Annotated in this window: 21 protein-coding genes; 19 read left to right on the forward strand and 2 right to left on the reverse strand. The window is 65.7% G+C overall.

Annotation, left to right across the window (positions count from 1 at the left end; all coding sequences use genetic code 11):
• Positions 1-19 precede the first annotated feature (19 nt).
• The 15 genes from kdpC to AC1DGP_RS19060 all read left to right on the forward strand — a co-directional run bounded on the left by kdpC (position 20) and on the right by AC1DGP_RS19060 (position 14186).
• Positions 20-613 (forward strand): potassium-transporting ATPase subunit KdpC, encoded by a 594-nt coding sequence (gene kdpC, locus AC1DGP_RS18990; RefSeq protein WP_441507663.1) that lies wholly within the window; start codon positions 20-22, stop codon positions 611-613.
• Between the two features lie 10 nt (positions 614-623).
• Entirely contained in the window at positions 624-3338 is a 2715-nt protein-coding gene (locus tag AC1DGP_RS18995; RefSeq protein ID WP_476832419.1) for a DUF4118 domain-containing protein, read from the forward strand.
• Positions 3335-4030 (forward strand): response regulator, encoded by a 696-nt coding sequence (locus tag AC1DGP_RS19000; protein WP_441491689.1) that lies wholly within the window; start codon positions 3335-3337, stop codon positions 4028-4030. Before AC1DGP_RS18995 ends, AC1DGP_RS19000 begins: the two co-directional genes overlap by 4 nt.
• 178 nt (positions 4031-4208) lie before the next feature.
• A complete protein-coding gene (locus AC1DGP_RS19005; protein ID WP_441491690.1) occupies positions 4209-4523 on the forward strand; it encodes a 2Fe-2S iron-sulfur cluster-binding protein in 315 nt (104 codons plus the stop codon).
• Entirely contained in the window at positions 4523-4876 is a 354-nt protein-coding gene (locus AC1DGP_RS19010; RefSeq protein ID WP_476832420.1) for a DUF2849 domain-containing protein, read from the forward strand. The genes AC1DGP_RS19005 and AC1DGP_RS19010 overlap by 1 nt, the downstream gene beginning before the upstream one ends.
• Positions 4877-4879: 3 nt before the next feature.
• Positions 4880-6550 carry a nitrite/sulfite reductase gene (locus tag AC1DGP_RS19015; protein WP_476832421.1) on the forward strand — a complete coding sequence of 557 codons (1671 nt, stop codon included), beginning with the start codon at positions 4880-4882 and terminating at the stop codon, positions 6548-6550.
• A complete protein-coding gene (locus tag AC1DGP_RS19020) occupies positions 6537-7046 on the forward strand; it encodes a DUF934 domain-containing protein (RefSeq protein ID WP_476776606.1) in 510 nt (169 codons plus the stop codon). Before AC1DGP_RS19015 ends, AC1DGP_RS19020 begins: the two co-directional genes overlap by 14 nt.
• Before the next feature lie 75 nt (positions 7047-7121).
• Positions 7122-7289: a hypothetical protein gene (locus AC1DGP_RS19025; protein ID WP_176733396.1), complete on the forward strand. Its 168-nt coding sequence runs from the start codon at positions 7122-7124 to the stop codon at positions 7287-7289.
• Positions 7286-8746 (forward strand): siroheme synthase CysG, encoded by a 1461-nt coding sequence (gene cysG, locus AC1DGP_RS19030; RefSeq protein ID WP_476776607.1) that lies wholly within the window; start codon positions 7286-7288, stop codon positions 8744-8746. The genes AC1DGP_RS19025 and cysG overlap by 4 nt, the downstream gene beginning before the upstream one ends.
• Before the next feature lie 251 nt (positions 8747-8997).
• A complete protein-coding gene (locus AC1DGP_RS19035) occupies positions 8998-10032 on the forward strand; it encodes a sulfate ABC transporter substrate-binding protein (protein WP_476832422.1) in 1035 nt (344 codons plus the stop codon).
• Complete coding sequence (gene cysT, locus AC1DGP_RS19040) at positions 9992-10882, forward strand: sulfate ABC transporter permease subunit CysT (protein ID WP_441507660.1); 891 nt, start codon at positions 9992-9994, stop codon at positions 10880-10882. The genes AC1DGP_RS19035 and cysT overlap by 41 nt, the downstream gene beginning before the upstream one ends.
• Entirely contained in the window at positions 10875-11750 is an 876-nt protein-coding gene (cysW, locus tag AC1DGP_RS19045) for a sulfate ABC transporter permease subunit CysW (protein ID WP_441507659.1), read from the forward strand. Before cysT ends, cysW begins: the two co-directional genes overlap by 8 nt.
• A gap of 12 nt (positions 11751-11762) precedes the next feature.
• Positions 11763-12809: a sulfate/molybdate ABC transporter ATP-binding protein gene (locus tag AC1DGP_RS19050; RefSeq protein WP_441491698.1), complete on the forward strand. Its 1047-nt coding sequence runs from the start codon at positions 11763-11765 to the stop codon at positions 12807-12809.
• A gap of 70 nt (positions 12810-12879) precedes the next feature.
• A complete protein-coding gene (locus AC1DGP_RS19055; RefSeq protein WP_441491699.1) occupies positions 12880-13317 on the forward strand; it encodes an OsmC family protein in 438 nt (145 codons plus the stop codon).
• A complete protein-coding gene (locus tag AC1DGP_RS19060) occupies positions 13314-14186 on the forward strand; it encodes a sulfurtransferase (protein ID WP_441507658.1) in 873 nt (290 codons plus the stop codon). Before AC1DGP_RS19055 ends, AC1DGP_RS19060 begins: the two co-directional genes overlap by 4 nt.
• 76 nt (positions 14187-14262) lie before the next feature.
• On the opposite strand, the gene AC1DGP_RS19065 is transcribed toward AC1DGP_RS19060, so the two are convergent.
• On the reverse strand, positions 14263-14853 hold the full coding sequence (locus tag AC1DGP_RS19065) for a class I SAM-dependent methyltransferase (RefSeq protein ID WP_441507657.1): 591 nt from the start codon (positions 14851-14853) through the stop codon (positions 14263-14265).
• Positions 14854-15194: 341 nt separating this feature from the next.
• On the opposite strand from AC1DGP_RS19065, the gene AC1DGP_RS19070 reads away from it, so the two are divergent.
• The 4 genes from AC1DGP_RS19070 (at position 15195) to rimO (ending at position 19136) form a co-directional block, all read left to right on the forward strand.
• Positions 15195-15875, forward strand: coding sequence for a response regulator transcription factor (locus tag AC1DGP_RS19070; RefSeq protein ID WP_441491702.1), 681 nt, complete (start codon positions 15195-15197; stop codon positions 15873-15875).
• Positions 15872-17230 carry a sensor histidine kinase gene (locus AC1DGP_RS19075; protein ID WP_441491747.1) on the forward strand — a complete coding sequence of 453 codons (1359 nt, stop codon included), beginning with the start codon at positions 15872-15874 and terminating at the stop codon, positions 17228-17230. Before AC1DGP_RS19070 ends, AC1DGP_RS19075 begins: the two co-directional genes overlap by 4 nt.
• A 108-nt stretch (positions 17231-17338) precedes the next feature.
• Positions 17339-17668 (forward strand): hypothetical protein, encoded by a 330-nt coding sequence (locus AC1DGP_RS19080; protein WP_441507656.1) that lies wholly within the window; start codon positions 17339-17341, stop codon positions 17666-17668.
• A 148-nt stretch (positions 17669-17816) separates the two neighbouring features.
• Positions 17817-19136: a 30S ribosomal protein S12 methylthiotransferase RimO gene (gene rimO / locus AC1DGP_RS19085; protein ID WP_441491704.1), complete on the forward strand. Its 1320-nt coding sequence runs from the start codon at positions 17817-17819 to the stop codon at positions 19134-19136.
• A gap of 474 nt (positions 19137-19610) precedes the next feature.
• Here rimO and AC1DGP_RS19090 read toward each other — a convergent pair whose 3' ends face one another.
• Positions 19611-20672, reverse strand: coding sequence for a hypothetical protein (locus tag AC1DGP_RS19090; RefSeq protein ID WP_441507655.1), 1062 nt, complete (start codon positions 20670-20672; stop codon positions 19611-19613).
• Positions 20673-20691: the final 19 nt, after the last annotated feature.

Here is a 20691-nt window from a genome sequence, read left to right on the forward strand (position 1 = left end):
CGGACAAGGAGCACCAACCATGTTGTCCCATCTTCGTCCTGCCATCGCCTCGATGGTGTTCTTCACCCTCGTCCTCGGCCTTGCCTACCCGCTCGGCGTGACCGGTATCGCCGGCGCGGCCTTCCCGTCCCAGGCCGGCGGTTCTCTGATCCGCAATACCCAAGGCGAGATCGTCGGTTCGCAGTGGATCGGCCAGAACTTCAAGGGCGACGCCTATCTGCGTCCCCGCCCCTCCGCCGCCGGCAAGGACGGCTATGATGCAGCGGGCTCATCGGGCTCGAATCTGGGCCCCATGAACGAGGACCTCGCTGCACGGATCAAGGCGGATGCCGAGGCGCTGCGGGAGGCCGACGGGAAAGGGTCCTTGCCGGCCGATGCGGTTACCGCTTCCGCTTCGGGTCTGGATCCCCATATCTCGCCGGAGAACGCGGACCGCCAGGTCGCTCGCATCGCCAAAACCCGCGGCATCGCCCCGGACCAGGTTGCGGCGATCATCGCAGCGAACACGCAGGGGCCGACCTTCGGCTTTCTCGGTCGTTCGCGTGTAAACGTGCTGACCGCGAATCTCGCCCTCGACGCGCGTTATCCGAAGCCGCAAGCTAAGGCGCCATGAGCCCAGCGTTATGACTGCAGACGAGACCAGATTCCGGGAGCAGGGACGCCCCGATCCCGATGCCCTTCTGGCGCAGGCCGGCCGCAAACGCGGCCGGCTCAAGATTTTTCTGGGCATGGCTCCAGGCGTCGGCAAGACCTACGAGATGCTGTCCCAGGGCCGCCGCGCCCAGGCCGAGCATGGCGAGGTCCTTGTCGGCGTGGTCGAGACCCATGGGAGGCGGGAGACCGAGGCCCTGCTMGACGGTCTCGAGGTCATGGCGCGCCGACCGATCGAGCATCGCGGCCGGACCTTGCTGGAGTTCGACCTCGATGCGGCGCTGGCCGTCAAGCCGCGCCTCCTGCTCGTCGACGAATATGCCCATTCCAACGCTCCCGGCAGCCGCCACCCGAAACGCTGGCAGGATGTCGAGGAACTGCTCGAATCCGGTATCGACATCTGGACGACGCTGAACGTCCAGCATCTGGAGAGCCTCGTCGACGTGGTCTGGAAGATCACCGGCGTGCGTCAGCGTGAAACGGTGCCGGACAGCGTCCTCAGCCGGGCGGACGAGATCGAGCTGATCGATATCACCCCGACCGAACTGCGCCAGCGCATGGCAGAGGGCAAAGTCTATCTGCCCGAGACGGCGCGGCTCGCCGCCGACAATTTCTTCAAGCCCGAGAACCTGACGGCGCTGCGCGAACTGGCCTTGCGCCGCGCTGCCCAGACCGTCGACGACCAGCTCAGCCAGGCGATGAAGCGTGCCGGCGTCGAAGGCCCCTGGGCGGCCGGCGAGCGCATCCTGGTCCTGATCGGGCCGGACGCCATGGCGAGTTCGCTGGTGCGCGCGGGACGGCGCCTCTCCGACATGATGATGGACGCGCCCTGGACGGTGGCGCATGTCGAGCGGCCGAACCGCGTCGAGCCGGATTCTGCTCGCGGCCGCAGCCTGTCGGAAGCGCTCAAGCTCGCCGAACAGCTCGGCGCAGCCAATGTCGTGCTGACAGGCGACGATCTCGTCGCCACCGTACTGGACTATGCCAGGCGCAACAACGTCACCCAGATCGTCGTCGGCAAGTCGCACCGCCGGGGCTGGCGCGCCTGGTTCCACCGGTCGCTGGCGCCAGCCCTGCTCGAGGCACAGAACGGCGCGGCGCTGCACATCATCACCGAGAGCGCGTCCGGGCCTGCCGTCCCGTCGTCCCCAGTTCMGAAGCGCGCGTTGCAATGGGGCGGCCACCTCGCCTCCGCTGCGCTGGTCGGTGGCACGATCCTTATCGGGGAGATGATCCAGAACCGTGTCGAGAATGCCAATCTCGCCATGCTGTTCATGGTCAGCGTGCTGATATCGGGACTCGCATTCGGTCTCTGGCCAGCCGTCACGGCCGCAGCCTTCGCCGCGGTTGCCTATAATTTCTTCTTCCTCGAGCCGCTGCTGAGCTTCTGGATCGGCCATCCAGCGGATGTCCTGACATTCCTCGTCTTCTTCGCGGTGGCGATGACGACGGGTGGCCTGACGGGGCGGGTCCGGGATCAGGCCAGGGCGACGGCGCGACGAGCCTCGGCGATCACCGCATTGCTCGCCGCGAGCCGGCGGCTGTCGGGAGCCGCGCGCAAGGAGGATGCAGCCACGATCCTGGCCGAGCAGCTTTCGGCCGCGACGTCCGGCAAAATCGTCGTCTTCCTACCGCATGGCGAGGAAATCGCCGCGGCGGCCGGAGCGCCTGCGCTCGAGGCGCTCAGCACAGCAGACATGACCGCGGCGCGCTGGACCTGGACGCGCGGCGAGCCTGCCGGCGCCGGCACCGGCACCTTGCCCAATGCTGCCTGGACATTCCGCGCGCTGCAGGGCGTGCGCTCGCGCTCGGGCGTCGTCGGATTCGAACCGCAAGCGCTGCTCGATGCCGAGAACGAACGCTTCGCGCTGGCGCTGCTCGATCAGGGGGCGATCGCGCTGGAGCGGGCCGAACTGGCCGCCGCGGCCGTCGATGCCGAGGCGCTCCGCCGCAGTGATCGGCTGCGCTCGGCGCTGCTCAACTCCGTCAGCCATGATCTGCGCACGCCGCTGGCGACGGTGCTCGGATCGGCGACGACGCTGATCGACTTCGGCAAGACGGTCGAGCCCGCGGTGCGCGACGACCTGCTGCTCTCGATCCGCGAGGAGGCCGAAAGGCTCAATCGTTATGTCGGCGATCTGCTCGACATGTCGCGGCTGGAAGGCGGAGCGCTGGTGACGCGCCGCGACTGGACCGATGTGCGCGACGTGATTGCCGCAGCGATCGAGCGCGTCTCGCGCCGCCTCGATCACCGCCGCGTCCAGCGCGATTTTCCCGCTGCGCTTTCGGCCGTACGGGCCGACCCTGGCCTGCTCGAGCAGGCTCTGGTCAACATCCTGGAAAATGCCATCACCTATAGCGAGGACGGTTCGTTGATCGAGACGGCGGCCTATGAAGACAGGGGCAATGTCGTGATCTCGATCGAGGATGAAGGTCGCGGTATCCCCACTGCCGAGCTGGAACGCGTCTTCGAGAAGTTCCGCAGGCTCGAGGAATCGACCGACCGTGGCGGGGAACGCGGCAAGGGCGCCGGCCTCGGCCTCGCCATCTCAAAGGGCTTCGTCGAGGCGATGGGCGGGCGGATCGCAGCCGCGAGCCMGATCCAGGACCGTCCGGACGGAACACCCGGCGGCACCCGCATCCTGATCAGCTTGCGCAAGGACAGCGCGCCCGGAGTCACGACATGACAGCCTTTCGCCCTCGTATCCTCGTCATCGACGATGAACCTCAGATCCATCGCTTCCTGGCTCCGGCGCTCGATGCCGCCGGTTACGAGCCGGTTCGCGCCGATGACGCCGCAGCCGGCCTGCGCGAGCTTGCACGAAAGCCGCCGGATGCGGTCGTGCTCGATCTCGGTCTGCCCGACATGGACGGCAAGGAGGCGCTGGCCAAGGCGCGGGCCTTTTATGACGGCCCGGTGATCATCCTCTCGGCGCGGGATCGCGAGACCGAGAAGATCGATGCGCTCGATGCCGGTGCCGATGACTATGTCGAAAAGCCGTTCGGGGTCGGCGAATTGCTGGCACGGCTGCGCGTGGCGCTGCGTCACCGCATCGAGCGTCAGGGTGCGGACGCGGTGATCCGCTCGGGCGCCGTCGAGATCGATCTCGTCAATCGACGCGTCAGCCGCGACGGTACGCATGTGAAGCTGTCACCAAAGGAATATGACCTGCTCGCCTCGCTCGCCGGCGGCAATGGCCGGGTACTGACCCATCGCCAGATCCTCACTGCCGTCTGGGGGCCGGCACATGAGCACGATGTGCAGTATCTCCGCGTCTTCGTCGGTCAGCTCCGCCAGAAGCTCGAGCAGGACCCGACGAGCCCGAAGCTGATCGAGACCGAACCCGGCGTCGGTTACCGGCTCGGCGGACTGGTCTAGCGTGATCTTGGCGGTGAGAGGATTATTTCGCCCCCGCCCCTTCTGCAGCTGCGGCAAAGACAAATATCCTCCTTTTCAACGGGAATAAGAAAAAACACGCTACCAGACGTGAATTGAACCCACCGCTGCGCTGCCGTATTTGAGATGTTCGGAATAGCGAACAAGGTGAGCGCTGAAGGTGGCCATTCTCAACGTCATCGACCGGCAGGGTCAGCCGCATGAACTCGAGGCTGTCGAAGGCTGGCGGGTCATGGAAATCCTGCGCGACTATCGCGTCGGGATCGAAGGCGTCTGCGGCGGTTCCTGCGATTGCGCCACCTGCCATGTCATCGTCTCGCCGGAATGGGCCGAGCGCCTGCCCGAGCCGCGCGAGGACGAGATCGACGCACTCGATACGCTGCCGCTGATTGAACGGACCTCCCGGCTCTCGTGCCAGATCATCTGGTCCGATGATCTCGACGGCCTGACGCTGACCCTGGCGGAGGCTGCGTGATGGCCGCTGCCCCCAAGCGCCCGCCTCTTCCGGCAATCCTTCTCGCCAATGATCTGCTTGATGGCGATGTCGTTTTCGCTTCGGTTGCTGCCGCCGGTGCGCTCGCCTGGACGCGCGATCCCGCGCTTGCGCTGGTCGCAGCCGACGATGCGGCAGCGGCGCGGCTGGAGGCCTATGCCGTCAGCGAATTCGCAGCCCAGCATGTCGTCGATGCCTACCTCGTCGATGTCGCGATCGAGGCCGGCGGGCCGGTGCCACGGCATTATCGCGAACGCATGAAGACGCTCGGACCGAGCAACCGTCCCGATCTCGGCAAGCAGGCCGGGGGTATCGCAGCCGAGCGGAGGGCCTGAGACATGTATCGCTACGATGAATTCGATGCGCGCTTCGTCCGCGAGCGGGTCGCCCAGTTCCGGGATCAGGTCGGCCGCCGGCTCAATGGTTCGCTGACCGAGGACGAGTTCAAGCCGCTGCGGCTGAAGAACGGTGTCTACCTGCAGCTCCACGCCTATATGCTGCGCATTGCGGTGCCCTACGGCACGCTGTCTTCGCGCCAATTGCGCCAGCTCGCCCTGATCGGCGAACGCTATGACCGCGGCTATGGCCATTTCACCACGCGCCAGAACCTGCAGTTCAACTGGCCGAAACTGCGTGACATCCCGGAGATCCTGGATCTCCTTGCCGAGGTCGAGATGCATTGCATCCAGACCTCGGGCAACTGCATCCGCAATGTCACGGCCGATCATTTCGCCGGTGTCGCGCAGGACGAGATCGAGGACCCGCGCCCGACCGCCGAACTGATCCGGCAATGGTCGAGCCTGCATCCCGAGTTCAGCTACCTGCCGCGCAAGTTCAAGATCGCGGTGACAGGGGCCGAGCATGACCGGGCCGTGATCAAGGCGCATGACATCGGCCTGCGCCTGCGGCGGCAACCGGACACCAATGCCATCTCCTATGAGGTCAGTGTCGGCGGCGGTCTCGGCCGCACGCCGATGATCGGCAAGGTGGTGCGCGACTATCTGCCCAAGGCCGACCTCCTCGCCTATCTCGAGGCGATCATGCGGGTCTATAATCTCGAAGGCCGCCGCGACAACAAGTACAAGGCTCGGGTCAAAATCCTGGTCCACGAGATTGGCGCCGAGGAATTCACGCGGCGCGTCGAGGAGGAGTTCGCACGGCTCGACGGTCCCTCCGTCAATGCCGACCCTGCGGAAGTCGCACGCATCGCCGCCTATTTCGCTCCGCCAACCTACGAGGCCCTGCCCGCCGTCAGCCGCGTGCTGGAAGCGACCAAGGCCACAAATCCCGCCTTCGCGCGCTGGGTGGAGGTCAACACAGCTCCGCATAAGGCCCCTGGCTATGCAGCGCTGACCATTTCGCTGAAGCCGATAGGCCAGGCGCCGGGCGACGCGACCTCTGAGCAGATGCGGCTCGTCGCCGACCTGGCCGAGCAGTATTCGCATGACGAACTGCGCGTCACCCATGCGCAGAACCTCGTCCTGCCGCATGTGCGCCAACGCGATCTCTTTGCGATCTGGCAGAAGCTCGGCGAAGCGGGCCTGGCCTCCGCCAATGTCGGGATGATCACCGACATCATCTCCTGCCCCGGGCTCGATTATTGCGCGCTGGCGACAGCGCGCTCGATCCCGATCGCCCAGGCCATCCAGCATCGCTTCGCGGATGCCGAGCGTCAGCGCCAGATCGGAGAGCTGAACATCAAGATCTCCGGCTGCATCAATGCCTGCGGCCACCACCATGTCGGCCATATCGGCATTCTCGGCCTGGAGAAGCGCGGCATCGAATCCTACCAGATCACGCTCGGTGGCGACGCGACCGAGAACGCGGCCATCGGCGAGATTCTGGGCCCTGGCCTTGCCGCCGAGGACGTGCCCGATGCGATCGAACGCATCGTCAATGTCTATGTCGGGACGCGCCAGGCGAACGAGAGCTTTATCGATGCCGTCCGCCGGCTCGGCCTTGGACCTTTCAAAGCCGCATTCCAGGAGACCGCGCATGCTGTTGCTTGATCGCTCCGGCACCAAGACGGATGTCTGGACGCGCAGCGAAGGGGCGGCCATCGACAACCTCTCGCACGCCCTCGTCGACTGGGAGGCTTTGCCGGACGCGCTGCGGCAGAAAGCCCGTGACCAGCGCATCGGCGTGAGCGTGCCCAATCATATTCGGATCGCCGAACTCAAGCTTGTCCTCCGGCAGCTCTCGCTGGTGAGCGTTGCCTTCCCGGCCTTCTCGGACGGGCGCGGCTTCAGCCTGGCCAAGCTCATTCGCAACCACGGCTTCACCGGAACCCTGCGCGCCAGCGGCCCCTTGATCGCCGACCAGTTCGCCTATGCGCTCTCATGCGGCTTCGACGAGATCGAACTGCCGGAGACCAGTGCGGCGCGCCAGCCGGTCGAGCAATGGCTGAGCGCGGCCAGCCGGATCAGCCATGGCTATCAGCGCGGCTACGGTGACAGCCGCAACATTCTCGACCAGCGGCGCGCGGCCCGCGCTGCAGCAGGTTGATTCATGGCCAGGTTCTCGCAGAGCGAGGCAGGCTGCCAGCGCGCCCGCGAGGGTGAGGATTTGAGGGAGGACTGCATGGACGGCGACCTGTTGCGCGCGATTCCGCCTCGCCCCTATGAACGCTGGTTCGATATTTGCTTTCGGCTTATCATCCTTGCGCTTGCCGGATTCTGGTTGTTGATGCCGCCGGCTGGCGCACCGGATCGGCCGGTCGACCTGAAGGCGGCAGAAACCACGCGATGACGCAAAGAGCGCCCGAACCGACGACTGCGCGCCGCATCGAGCGGCTGGCGACGTTGCCGCTGTTCCACAAGCTGGACGGGCGCAAGGTCTTGCTGGCGGGTACGGGCGAAGGTGCGCTCTGGAAGGCCGAGTTGCTCGCGGCGTCTGGAGCCGATCTCCTCATTCTTGCCGGGGTGGAGACGGAGCTGTTCGACAGTCTCGTCGCTGACCCGGCTGCCGCCGGGATCACCCTGTACAGCCGCCACTGGCAGCCGGGCGACTTCGATGGCGCGGCGCTGGCCATCGGCGAGATCGAAGAGGACGAGGAGGCACACGCCTTCGCGTCCGCCGCACGGCAGGCCGGCGTGCCGGTCAACGTCGTCGACAAGCCGGAATTCTGCGACTTCGCCTTCGGGTCGGTCGTGAATCGGTCCCCGCTGGTCGTCGCGATCTCGACCGACGGCGCTTCGCCCGTTTTTGGCCAGACCATCCGTACCAAGATCGAAGCCCTCCTTCCCGCCGGTCTCAAGGACTGGGCGCAGGCCGCCAAGGAGTGGCGGCCTGCAGTTCAGGCCCGCGACCTGCCCTTCGCGCTGCGTCGTGCCTTCTGGGAGAAATTCACCCGCCGCGCCATGGCAGAACCGGAACGCGCGCCGCAATCCCACGACGAAGCGGAGCTCTTTGCCGCACTCGACCGTCTCGAGAGCGGCCATCAGGGCATCGGCAGGGTCACGCTCGTCGGCGCTGGCCCCGGCGATCCGGAATTGCTGACCCTGAAGGCGATCCGCGCGCTGCAGAGCGCCGACATCATCCTCTATGACGACCTCGTCTCCGCGGGCGTGCTGGAATTCGCCCGCCGCGAGGCCAAGCGCATGCTGGTCGGCAAGACCGGCTATGGTCCCTCCGTCAAGCAGGACGACATCAACGCGCTGATCGTTTCGCTCGCGAGCCACGGCAAGCATGTCGTGCGGCTGAAGGGCGGCGATCCCGGCATTTTCGGCCGCGCCGGCGAGGAGATCGAAGCCTGCGCCCGGGCCGGTATTCCCGTCGTCATGGTGCCCGGCATCTCGGCGGCTCAGGGGGCGGCGGCATCACTCGGCCTCTCCCTGACCCATCGCGACCATGCCAGGCGGTTGCAGTTCGTGACCGGCCATGCCCGCACGGGGACGCTGCCMGAGGATCTCGACTGGCGAGCTCTTGCCGATCCTCATGCGACGACCGTGATCTATATGGCGCGGAACACCCTGGCCGCCTTCCGCGAGCAGGCGATTGCCGCTGGTCTCGCCCCCGAGACGCCGGCGATCGCAGTGGTCGCCGCGACGCAGCCCGGCGAAGCGCGTTTGCGCGCAACGATCGCCACCCTGCCGGAGCGGCTTGGCGAGCTGCCGCCCAAAGGGCCGCTGCTTGTGCTGATCGGACGCGCGCTCGAAGGTGTTGCAGCCGAGGCGCTCGATCTGCAGACTCTGCGCAGCGCCTGACCGGCCGATCGAATCGGCGGACGCCCGATATGCGGGTTTGTGTCCGGCCCCGCCTGAACGACGCGATTGCCGCATCTGCCTTGGAACGCCTTGAAAGGAGAGACGTTTTCTCCGGACGGGGCAAAGTTTGGAAGGGGCTACCTGCACCGGTAGGTTGAGGAAATACCGCCAATTCAGTACGCTTTGTTTGTTATTCAGAACGGTTGCCCGCTCATATGAGCTGACGGCATTGATTTCGACGGAGCACTGACATGACGCAAGAGCGCATTCGCCGGATAATCCAGGCAGCCCTGATCGTCGGCGCCTTTTCCATCTGCTTCGGTATCGTCAGCGGCGCTCGCGCCCAGAGCGAGTTGCTCAACGTCTCCTATGATCCGACCCGCGAACTCTACCGCGCCATCAACACCGCCTTCACCGCCGAGTGGCAGAAGAAGACGGGGCAGAAGCTGACGATCCGCCAGTCGCATGGTGGTTCGGGCGCCCAGGCCCGCACCGTGATCGACGGGCTCAATGCCGACGTGCTGACATTGGCGCTGGCGGGCGATATCGACGCCGTTGCCGAGCGCTCGAAGAAGATCCCGTTCGACTGGCAAAAGCGCTTGCCGCAGAACTCCTCTCCCTACACCTCGACGATCGTGTTCCTGACCCGCAAGGGCAACCCCAAGGCCGTCAAGGACTGGGGCGACCTCGCCAAGCCTGGCATCAGCGTCATCACCCCGAATCCCAAGACTTCGGGTGGCGCACGCTGGAACTATCTCGCGGCCTGGGCCTGGGCCGAGAAGGCCTATGGCAAGGACGAGGCGAAGGTGCGGGACTATATCGCCGCCGTGCTGAAGAACGTGCCGGTGCTCGACACGGGCGCGCGCGGCTCGACCACGACCTTCGCCCAGCGCGGCCAGGGTGACGTCTTCCTGTCATGGGAAAACGAGGCCTTCCTCGTGCTGCAGGAATTCGGCGCCGACAAGTTCGACATCGTCGTGCCCTCGCTTTCGATCCTGGCAGAGCCGCCGGTGACGATCGTCGACGGCAATGTCGATGCCAAGGGAACGCGTGCCGCAGCCCAGGCCTATCTCGAATTCCTCTATACGCCGGCTGCACAGGCCATCATCGCGAAGAACTTCTACCGGCCGCGCAATACGGAGGCCGCGGCAGCTGAGGACCTCGCGCGTTTCCCCAAGCTTGAGCTGATCACCATCGACACCGTTTTCGGTGGCTGGACCAAGGCACAGAAGGATCATTTCGCCGATGGCGGGACCTTCGATCAGCTTTACAAGCCGGCGCGGTGACCGCGTGGCGGTAACGGCCAGCTCCTGGCGGCAGCCTAGCATCCTTCCCGGTTTCGGGTTGTCGCTCGGCATCACGATCAGCGCCTTGTCGCTGATCGTGCTCATCCCGCTCGCGGCACTCTTCCTCAAGGCGGCAAGCGCTGGCCCCGCTGATATCTGGGCGATCATCACCTCGGCCCGCACCCAGGCTGCCTTGAAGCTGTCCTTTGGCGCTGCCCTGTTTTCCGCGATCCTCAACGCCATCTTCGGGCTGATCATCGCCTGGGTTCTGGTGCGCTACCGCTTCCCCGGCCGGCGGCTGCTCGATGCCGCGGTCGACCTGCCCTTCGCGCTGCCGACCGCTGTCGCAGGCATCGCCCTCGCCTCGATCTACGCGCCGAACGGCTGGATCGGTGCCCTGCTGGCTCCCTACAACATCAAGGTCGCCTATACCCCGCTCGGCGTCATGGTGGCGCTCGTCTTCATCGGCCTGCCCTTCGTGGTGCGGACCGTGCAGCCAGTGCTGGAGGAAGCCGATGCGGATATCGAGGAGGCCGCCGCACTGCTTGGCGCCAGCCGGTTGCGCACCATTTTCAGGGTCATCCTTCCCGGTATCGTGCCAGCGTTGCTGACCGGCTTCGTCCTCGCCTTCGCCCGTGCCGTCGGCGAATACGGCTCGGTGATCTTCATCGCGGGCAACGTGCCGATGTTCTCCGAGATCGCCCCGCTCCTGATCGTGATCCGGCTGGAACAGTTCGACTATGCGGGGGCTTCCGTCGTCGCGACGATCATGTTGATCGTCTCCTTCGCGCTGATCCTGGCGATCAATGGAATCCAGTCCTGGAGCCGCGGGAGACTGGGTCATGTCTGACACGCCGCTGCCGGCCGCCATCTACAAGACCGACCGCGCGCTGCGCGACGGCTTCTGGATCCGCGCCCTGCTGTTGAGCCTGGCACTGGGCTTTCTGCTGCTGTTCCTCTTCCTGCCGCTGATCGCGGTCTTCATCGAAGCCTTTGCGAAGGGATATGGGCTCTTCCTGGAGAGCATTACGGAGCCGGATGCCCTGAGCGCCGTTCGCCTGACCCTGCTGGTCGCCGCCATCGCGGTGCCCTTCAATCTAGTCGTCGGCGTCGCCGCCGCCTGGGCCATCGCCAAGTTCGAGTTCCGGGGAAAGAGCCTGCTGATCAGCTTCATCGACCTGCCCTTCTCGGTCTCTCCGGTGATCTCGGGCCTGGTCTATGTTCTGCTCTTCGGCGCGCAGGGCTTTCTCGGGCCCTGGCTCAAGGCCCATGATATCGAGATCATCTTCGCGCTGCCCGGGCTGGTGCTGGCGACGATCTTCGTCACGTTCCCCTTCGTTGCGCGCGAGTTGATTCCGCACATGCAGGCGCTCGGCTCGAGCGACGAAGAGGCGGCCCTGACGCTGGGCGCCTCGCCCTGGCGCACCTTCCTCACCATCACGCTGCCGAATGTGAAGTGGAGCCTGTTCTATGGCGTGCTGCTCTGCAACGCACGCGCCATGGGCGAGTTCGGCGCCGTCACGGTCGTGTCCGGCCGGATCAGGGGGCTGACCACGACGATGCCGCTGCATGTCGAGATTCTCTACAATGAATACAACAGCGTCGCTGCCTTTGCCGTCGCCTCGTTGCTGGCCGGGCTTGCACTGGTGACGCTCGCCCTCAAGACCTATCTCGAATGGCACTTCGCGGATGCGATCTCCGCCAAGTCGCGCCATTGACGGAGGCTACCAATGTCCGTTGCCGTAACCATCGAGAGCGTCCAGAAGAGCTTCTCGAATTTTGCCGCCCTCCGCGGCGTTTCGCTCGACGTGCAGCCCGGCGAACTCGTCGCGCTGCTCGGCCCATCGGGCTCGGGCAAGACCACGCTGCTGCGGCTGATCGCAGGGCTCGAACAGGCCGATGATGGCCGCGTGCTGTTCGACGAAACCGATACGCGCCGACTCAGCCTGCGCGAGCGGCGGATCGGCTTTGTCTTCCAGCACTACGCGCTGTTCAGGCATATGGATGTCGCGTCCAACATTGCCTTCGGCCTCAAGGCCCGGCCGCGGAGCGAGAGGCCGAGCGCGAGCGAAATCTCCAGGCGCGTCAGCGAACTGCTCGAACTCGTCCAGCTCGGCGGGCTTGAGCGGCGCTTCCCGACGCAACTATCCGGTGGCCAGCGCCAGCGCGTCGCCCTTGCCCGCGCGCTCGCCATCGAGCCGCGCGTGCTGCTGCTCGACGAACCCTTTGGAGCGCTCGATGCCAAGGTCCGCAAGGATTTGCGCGGCTGGCTGCGCGACCTTCACAGGCGCACCGGCCACACCACCCTCTTCGTCACCCATGACCAGGAAGAGGCCCTCGAGCTGGCCGACCGCGTCGCGATCCTGAACGACGGGCGGCTGGAGCAGGTCGGTTCGCCCGATGACGTCTATGACCATCCAGCGACGCCCTTCGTCTGCGAATTCCTGGGCGAGGCGAACAAGCTCCCTGTCGAGGTCGTCGGCGGGCAGGCCTTCTTCGGCAATCGGCCGGTCCTTGGCGGCCTGCAGCAGAACCAGGGCGGGGCCGCCTCGCTCTATGTCCGGCCGCAGCATATGCGCATCGTTGACGATACCCCGCTCGCCCTCCCCGGCGTGGTCGAGGATTTGCGCCGCAACGGGCCGCTGCGGCGCGCCGAGATTGCCGTTGAAGGCTTGATCCGGCGGATCGATGTCGATCTCGCAAGCCAGGTCGCACCGGCCATCGGCGAACGGGTGCGCTTGCGGATCACCCATGGCAGCCTGTTTGCCGCGGCGTGACACCACCCTCGCCTCATCGCCGCCGACCGTTTAAGTCTTTCGCCGAGTCAGGCTTTGAGAGGACACGACGATGAAAGCACGGGCAAGCTGGGTCGAGGGCATGGCCTTCATGGGTGAGGCCGGCAGCGGCCACGCCATCATCATGGATGGCGCTCCGGAATATGGCGGGCGCAATATCGGCATCCGGCCGATGGAGATGCTGCTGATCGGTCTCGCGGGCTGCACCGGCTTCGATGTCGTCTCGATCCTCAAGAAGGGCCGCGAAGCCGTCACGGGGTGCGAGGTCGAAGTCGAGGCCGAGCGCGCGACTGAAGACCCGAAGGTCTTCACCAAGATCCATCTCTCCTATCGCGTGACCGGCCGCGGGCTGGCGCAAGCCAAGGTCGAGCGCGCCGTCACATTGTCGAAGGAAAAATACTGCTCCGCCTCGATCATGCTCGGGGCGACGGCCGAGATGAGCTACGCGCTCGAAGTTGTCGATGAACTGCAGCAGGTGGCGGCGGAATGAGCGATACCTTCTCCGGACTGACCACGCCTGAGGCCCTGGCCCGGCGCCTGGCCGACAGCAACCTCGTCGTTCTCGACATCCGCTCATCGGTCGATGGTGGCGGAAAGGCGGCCTATGAGGCGGGACATATCCCAGGCGCCGTGCACACCAATTACGTCGCCGACGGCTGGCGCGCCAAGGTCGGCAATGCACCGGGCATGCTGCCGCCGCTCGATCATCTGGCCGGGCTGGTCGGCAGCCTCGGCATCAAGCCGCATGACGATGTCGTCATCGTACCGGCAGGCGTCAGCGCGACCGACTTCGCCGCAGCTGCGCGGGTCTACTGGACCTTGAAGCTGATCGGCCATGGCCAGCAGGCCATTCTCGATGGCGGATTCCGGGCGTGGAGCGCCGACCCGTCGCGACCGATCGAAGCCGGTCCATCCGCGCCAAAACCGGCCGAGCCTTATCCCGTCGTCGTGCAGCAGCGGCTGCGCAGCACTGCCGATGCCGCCCTCGTCGCCTCGAAGAGCAGGCTCGCGACCCTGGTCGACGCCCGTTCGGCGAGCTATTTCGAGGGCCGCGAGAAGGCTGCGGAAGCGACGCGCGCCGGGCATATTCCAGGCGCGATTTCGCGTGACTACGCAGAGGCCTTCGATCTCTCGACCGGTCGCCTGAAACCTGCAGGCGACCTGTCGGCCCTGTTTTCCAGCGTGCCGAACGGACCTGCGATTTCCTATTGCAACACCGGCCACACTGCAGCGCTGAACTGGTTCGTGCTTTCCGAACTTCTGGGGAACGACGAGGTGTCGCTCTATGACGGCTCGATGACCGACTGGACGCAGGATCTCGAACGCCCGGTTGCAACGAGGGATAGTCAGGCGGCCTGATGACGCAGAGCGGAGGCGCGCGTTAACGCGCGCCTCCGCTCGCGCCCTGCCTGAATCCAGCTGTCGTTCGACCTTTTCAGACCAGACTCGACCGCGAGGGGCGATGCCGGGCAATCCGGTAAACTGCCGCCGGCGGGATGTTGCGCAATGTCGAGCCGATCCGTGTTGCGCGAAGGCCGAGGCGATCCAGGATTGGCTTCGGGATGGGGCAGCGCGTCGTATAGGTGACCTGATAGAAGGCGCCGCCCGGCCGCAAATAGCCAAACGCGCCCCTGAGAATGGCGATGACCTTTCGTGGCGGCATCGAAAGCACGGGAAGGCCGCTGATCACGGCGCCAACCCCTCCTGCTTCGTAAAGAGCGACTTCGCGAAGGCGTGAAGCGTCCATCCAGCGCACACGGGCCTCGGGAAAGCGCATTTCGAGCAGCCGCGCAAAATCGGGCCCGAACTCGACGAGGGTCAGGTTGTGCTCGGGCACGCCTCGCCTGATGAGCGCCTGGGTAAATGCGCCGGTTCCAGGTCCAAGTTCAATGACAGGCCCGGTTTCCGGCGTGACCTCCTGTGTCATCAGATCCGCCAGGGCGGTGCCCGACGGCGTCACCGAAGCGACACGCAACGGCGCACCGATCCAGGCGCGGAAGAAAGACCAGTTGTCGGAGGCCAGCATGCCGGTCCTCCGTCCCAAGGCGTCTTCAGGCGCAACGCGGAGGCTTCGCCCGGCGCCGGGTAGCATTCTCGATGACATGTGCAGTCCATCCCAGTGGCGGCCACCGCAATGGTTGAGCGGGCCCGGAGCTTCCATGAGTGCACCGCTCTGTTTCGCGGCGCCGTCGGCATCGATGCCACGACGGGGTTGAGCCAGCCTGTCATGCGGAGGCGCAGGGGCGTGCCGGACTCGATGAGGCCGGAATGAGCTCTCGCCGGCGAGGTCGGGACCGAGCTTCCATGCAAGGTTGGCGCAATCCGCACTCGATAGGCGGTTACCCCCGAGGAGCGGGAGATTCCGCCTTGCGCATCTTGTTGGTCGAGGATGAGCCGGCAATGGCTTCAGCGCTGCGCACTGCGCTGACCCGTCAGGACATGGTCGTGGACCATCTGCCAACCAGAGCGGATGCAGAGGCAATGCTGAGCGAAAGCTGCGGCATCTATGATGCAGTGCTGCTTGACCGCCAGTTGCCCGATGGCGACGGCCTGGACCTGGTCCGAAGGCTGCGGGCAAAGGGCGACACGGTGCCGGTCCTCATGCTGACGGCGCGTGGGGACTTGAACGACCGGGTCGCGGGTCTTGACCATGGAGCCGATGACTATCTCGGCAAGCCTTTCGCCTTCGAGGAACTTCTGGCGCGCCTGCGCGCACTCCTGCGCCGGCCTGCCGGCATGCGCTCCGATACGGTGCGGATCGGTCGCCTTTCCTTCGATTTCGTGCACCGCGAGACCCGTGTGGCAGGCCAGATGCTCGCCATGCCGCGGCGCGAATTGCTGGTGCTGGAAGCCCTGATGCGCCGGATGGGGCGAATGGTCTTGCGAACCTTCCTGATGGAGGCCGTGTTCGGTCTGGATGACGAGATCCAGTCCAACGCGCTCGATACCCATGTCTCTCGCCTGCGCCGCAAGCTTGCGGAAGCTGATGCCGGCGCGACGATCGATGGGATTCGCGGAGTCGGTTACCTCATCCGCGAAACCGCCTGACGATGGATGGCGGGTATTCCCTCAAGCGCCGGCTGATCGGGCGGCTCATGGCGTTCCAGGCTGCCGCCATCATGCTGATCGTCGCTGGCTTGTTCGCCACAGGGGCGTTGTTCGACTTCTCATCGGTCGAGAGCACCATTGAGACCCTGCGAGGCGCGGTGGCGCGCGGGCCGACTGGCAAGCTGGTGCTGCGGCCAACGCGCCAATTGACCCGGATGCGGGCTTCTAATCCAAATCTCTGGTTCGTCATCCGGGACCGCACGGGCCACCGCGTGTCCGAAGGAGCCGTTCCTGCGGATTTCAGCCAGCTCGGCGACAGCCTCGACCATATCGGCCAGGCCCGGCTGGGCTGGAATATCGGCGATCCTCCCCGCGCCACGGCACGGGTCAGATGGGTGAACAGCGCAGCTGGCGAGGTCCAGGTCGTGACGGGCACCGAGACCCGGGCATCGCTCTATCTTGTGGCCCTGGGGATGAGCCTCGTGTTCCTCAAGGAGGTTCTGCCCGTTCTCGCCGTGATGGCGGTCGCGGCCCTGCTCGTCACTCCGCTGGTGGTCCGAGGAGCCTTGGCCGGATTGGGCCGGGCAGCGGCGCAGGCCGGGCGCATCGAGATCGACCGGCGGGGTGTTCGTTTGCCCCTCGATGACGTGCCGGTCGAGATCACGCCGCTAGTCACGGCGGTGAATGCCGCCCTTGGACGTCTCGACAGGGGCTACGAGCAACACAAGCGCTTCCTGGCGGCCGCCGCGCATGAACTGCGGACGCCCGTCGCCATTCTCAATACGAGGCTGGCATCCCTGCCGGCGGGCGAAGAGAAGACGCGCCTCCTCCAGGATGTTGCGCGGCTGGCGACCATGATGGAGCAGCTTCTTGACCTTGAGCGGCTCGATCAGCAGACGGACACGTTCACGCCCATGGACCTCAACGCGATTGCGAAGCGGGTCGTGGTCGACCTTGCGCCCCTGGCCTTCGCCGCCGGCTATCAGATGGAGTTCAAGCCCGAGGGAGATCCGGTCACGGTCATTGGAGATCCGCTATCGGTCGAGCGGGCCCTGACCAATCTGGTCCAGAACGCGATCGAGCATGGCGGCCGGGCTGGAACGATTGCCGTCCGCGTCGGTCACTCCGCGATCATCGACATCCAGGACGACGGATGCGGCATTCCGCGCGAGCAACGCGAACGTGTCTTCGAGCCCTTTCAAAGGCTTCATGCGCAAAGCCGCGGCTCGGGCCTCGGTCTCAACCTTGTTCGCGAGATCATGCATCGTCACGGAGGCGAGGTGCTCGCGCTCGATTCAGCATCGGGCGGTGCCTGTCTCAGGATGGTCTTCCCCCAGCCAGGCCTGGCCGCCTGAGCACGCAGCTATTTCCAGAAGCCGTTGTCCTTCGCCCGTTCCCGCCACCTCCAGGGCTGGTACTCCGCATGGCAGTCATACGCCTCGCCTGAACTGTAGCGCCCGTCCGTGCAGGGGTCGGAGGGCGCGCGGCCTGCGTGCCAGCGTCGCAGTTCCGCCTCGCAATCGACCGGTCGGCCGAAGCTGAAGCGCCCATCCCTGCAGGGCGAATGGGGCGCTCCTTCGTCCTGGACCGGCCGCACGCGCGGCGCACTGGCGGGCAATGGCGGCGCCAAGCCGGCCTTTGGATGCGCCTGTGCCGAAGCGGCGGCACCTGAAAGCGCCAGCATGGTCGCGACGCCCCTGGCGATGCTGGTGCGGGCCCTGTTCATCGTGATCTCCATCCGCGACGACGCAACGGCTGCCTCGCCCGCCGGCATCGTCCCGGGGCTCGATTGAATGAACATTGCAAGGGATAGGGAATCCGGCGGCTTTGCCTGCGATCTCGGCTGCAATTTGCAAAACCTCTAAAAACACGTCAAAGGAAGCGCCATATGCGCCGGCCCCGCCGCGCCCCTTCCTGATCCAGTGTCCGAGCTTGTCGCCGATGAACGCCGTCGCGCCGAAGATTTCTTTCGTCTCCCTGGGCTGTCCCAAGGCCCTCGTCGATTCCGAACGCATCATCACCTCGCTGCGCTCGGAAGGCTATGAGCTCAGCAAGAGCCATGCGGGCGCTGACCTCGTCATCGTCAATACCTGCGGCTTCCTCGACAGCGCCAAGGCGGAGTCGCTGGAGGCGATCGGCTCAGCCATGGCCGAGAACGGCAAGGTCATCGTCACCGGCTGCATGGGCGCCGAGCCCGAGCAGATCCGCGACGCCTTCCCGAACGTGCTGGCGATCACCGGTCCCCAGGCCTATGAGAGCGTCGTCTCGGCCGTGCATCAGGCGGTGCCGCCCAGGCACGATCCTTTTGTCGACCTGGTGCCGGACCAGGGCATCAAGCTCACGCCGAGGCACTACGCCTATCTCAAGATTTCAGAGGGTTGCAACAATCGCTGCAGCTTCTGCATTATCCCGAAGCTGCGCGGGGACCTGGTCTCGCGACCGATCGGCGATGTGCTGCGCGAGGCCGAGAAACTGGTCAAGGCTGGCGTCAAGGAACTGCTGGTCATCTCCCAGGACACCAGTGCCTATGGCCTCGATGTCAAATACGCCCCCTCGCTCTGGAAGGATCGCGAGGTCCGCACGCGCTTCTTCGAGCTGGCGCGGGAACTCGGCCAGATGGGGGTCTGGGTGCGGATGCACTATGTCTATCCCTATCCGCATGTCGACGAGGTCATCCCGCTGATGCAGGAAGGGCTGATTCTGCCCTATCTCGATATTCCCTTTCAGCACGCATCTCCCAGCGTTCTCAAGGCGATGAAGCGCCCGGCTCATCAGGACCGCACGCTCGACCGCCTGCGCAAATGGCGCGAGATCTGTCCCGATCTCGCCATCCGCTCAACCTTCATCGTCGGCTTCCCCGGCGAGACGGAAGAGGATGTCCAGTTCCTGCTCGACTGGCTGAGGGAAGCAAAGCTCGAGCGCGTCGGCTGCTTCAAATACGAGCCGGTCAAGGGTGCGCCTGCCAATGATCTCGGCCTGCCGCTGATCCCGGAGGACGAGAAGGAAGCGCGCTGGCATCGTTTCATGAAGGCGCAGGCCGAAATCAGTACCCGGATCGTCAAGAGCCGGGTCGGCAAGCGCATTCAGGTGATCATCGACGAGGCGGGCCCGACGGTCGCCAAGGGCCGCTCCAAATGGGATGCGCCCGAGATCGACGGCAATGTCTATGTTGCGAGCCGCCGGCCGCTCCGGGCCGGCGAGATCGTGACGGTGAAGATCGAGCGGGCCGACGCCTACGATCTGCACGGAATCGCGGTCTGATCGGGCCTGTCCACTTTCGCAAGGGCGCGCATGATCTGGTCGCCGCGCCCGCGATAGAGGAAGACCTCGCTACCCCAAGGCAGGTCTGTTGGAACGCGACGGCAGGCGCCGTGACGGAGGCGGCTCGCTGCAGACATGATCGATCCGGTTGGCGCCCCCGCCACGGAGCGCGACTGCGCGGGTGAGGCGTGCCTTCCCCCCAGGGAATTCGCGCAGCAGCTGAAACACGGACCGAGCGCTTCCGCCTGCTGCGCCCTTGCCGCTCCGACCGCCATCGTCGCCGCCATGCCCGCTGCCGTTCTGCTGCGACATTGCGACCGTCGAGATGGTGAGAGAGGCCAAGAACAGACCAGTGAAACGAAGTGTCCGGTTCATGACATGCTCCCGAATGAGGATCAGCGTCCGCTGGCCCTCATTGGTCGCGTCGTCTCCGCAGCAGGTTCACAGGCGTCGGAACGATGATCGGCCCTGCTCTCAGATAGCCGGCTTTCGCCGGGCTGAACCGAGGCGCCCGAGCCACCAGCCAAATCTCTGCGCGAGCATGGCCAGCGCCACCGCATAGCCGATCAGGGCGAAGATCCAGCTCATGGTCGTGAGACTGAGCGCGCCCAGCACCAGCGCCGAACGTCCGAGCACCTTCAGGACCGCACGGGTGGTGGACCCCTTGGCGGCGCTCAGCCGTGCCGCGCGCCCAATATCGCCGGCCTCGTCTGCAACCGCGAGAACCTGGCGCAGACCGGCCTGGCCGGTCCGGGCATAGACTGCGCCGGCATCCTGCCCAAGCGTTGCCAGGCGCGTCATTGCCGCCGGCCGCACGATCGCAGCCGAGGATGCGCGGGCTGCTGCCAGGTCGAAGCGCGCAGCAGCGGAGAGACTGGCTGTCAGAGCCGGACGATCGACGGCTCCCGCGGCCATGCGCGTGAGATTGGCCGTCAGCTTTGGCGACAGCATGCCTGCCTTCGCCGTTGCCTTGACGACGCTGAGACCACCGCGTGCCGGCAGGCCGCTGCCGAGGCTCGCCCATGTCGCAACGCTCAGAGCGAGCCCGCCAGCGGCCAGTACCAGGACGACATGATCTGTTGCCTCGCCGCGGAGCAGCTTCTGGCCTTCACCGGCGAGGTCCCGCAGGTCGCCGACGCCGACAACGTCGCTGACCACCGCGCCGGCGAAGCCGGCATTGCTCGCGCGTTCGCCCGACAGGAAACCGGAGCCGAAATCCCTGAGTGCGCGCGTCGACGCCTCGTCCTTCAAGCGCGCGAGGCGCTCGCGCTGATCCTCCGTGACAACGAGGCGATGCTCGGCGGCCAGATCGACAAAGCTGCCGGCAAGGTCGGTGTCGCCAGCGGCAATCGCGGCATCGATCTCGTCTGCGATGCGCCCGGACGCAAGCACGCCCTGCAGGCGCAGGTCCGACAGGGCGACGGGGTCACTGGCCGCCACCTGCAACTGCAGGCCATTCCATCCGCGCGGCAGCACCAATATGCCCGCGCCGATCAGCGCCGGCACGACACATAGTGCCCGAATCGCGTTCTTCATCTTGCCCAGCCACCCATCC

The organism is Allobosea sp. 05T433 (assembly GCF_056396065.1).

Excerpts from the sequence above, each read along its gene's own strand:
- kdpC (WP_441507663.1), top strand. The coding sequence starts at position 20 with ATGTTGTCCCATCTTCGTCCTGCCATCGCCTCGATGGTGTTCTTCACC.
- AC1DGP_RS19000 (WP_441491689.1), top strand. The coding sequence starts at position 3,335 with ATGACAGCCTTTCGCCCTCGTATCCTCGTCATCGACGATGAACCTCAG.
- AC1DGP_RS19010 (WP_476832420.1), top strand. The coding sequence starts at position 4,523 with ATGGCCGCTGCCCCCAAGCGCCCGCCTCTTCCGGCAATCCTTCTCGCC.
- AC1DGP_RS19015 (WP_476832421.1), top strand. The coding sequence starts at position 4,880 with ATGTATCGCTACGATGAATTCGATGCGCGCTTCGTCCGCGAGCGGGTC.
- AC1DGP_RS19020 (WP_476776606.1), top strand. The coding sequence starts at position 6,537 with ATGCTGTTGCTTGATCGCTCCGGCACCAAGACGGATGTCTGGACGCGC.
- AC1DGP_RS19025 (WP_176733396.1), top strand. The coding sequence starts at position 7,122 with ATGGACGGCGACCTGTTGCGCGCGATTCCGCCTCGCCCCTATGAACGC.
- AC1DGP_RS19035 (WP_476832422.1), top strand. The coding sequence starts at position 8,998 with ATGACGCAAGAGCGCATTCGCCGGATAATCCAGGCAGCCCTGATCGTC.
- cysT (WP_441507660.1), top strand. The coding sequence starts at position 9,992 with ATGGCGGGACCTTCGATCAGCTTTACAAGCCGGCGCGGTGACCGCGTG.
- cysW (WP_441507659.1), top strand. The coding sequence starts at position 10,875 with ATGTCTGACACGCCGCTGCCGGCCGCCATCTACAAGACCGACCGCGCG.
- AC1DGP_RS19050 (WP_441491698.1), top strand. The coding sequence starts at position 11,763 with ATGTCCGTTGCCGTAACCATCGAGAGCGTCCAGAAGAGCTTCTCGAAT.
- AC1DGP_RS19055 (WP_441491699.1), top strand. The coding sequence starts at position 12,880 with ATGAAAGCACGGGCAAGCTGGGTCGAGGGCATGGCCTTCATGGGTGAG.
- AC1DGP_RS19060 (WP_441507658.1), top strand. The coding sequence starts at position 13,314 with ATGAGCGATACCTTCTCCGGACTGACCACGCCTGAGGCCCTGGCCCGG.
- AC1DGP_RS19065 (WP_441507657.1), bottom strand. The coding sequence starts at position 14,853 with ATGCTGGCCTCCGACAACTGGTCTTTCTTCCGCGCCTGGATCGGTGCG.
- rimO (WP_441491704.1), top strand. The coding sequence starts at position 17,817 with ATGAACGCCGTCGCGCCGAAGATTTCTTTCGTCTCCCTGGGCTGTCCC.
- AC1DGP_RS19090 (WP_441507655.1), bottom strand. The coding sequence starts at position 20,672 with ATGAAGAACGCGATTCGGGCACTATGTGTCGTGCCGGCGCTGATCGGC.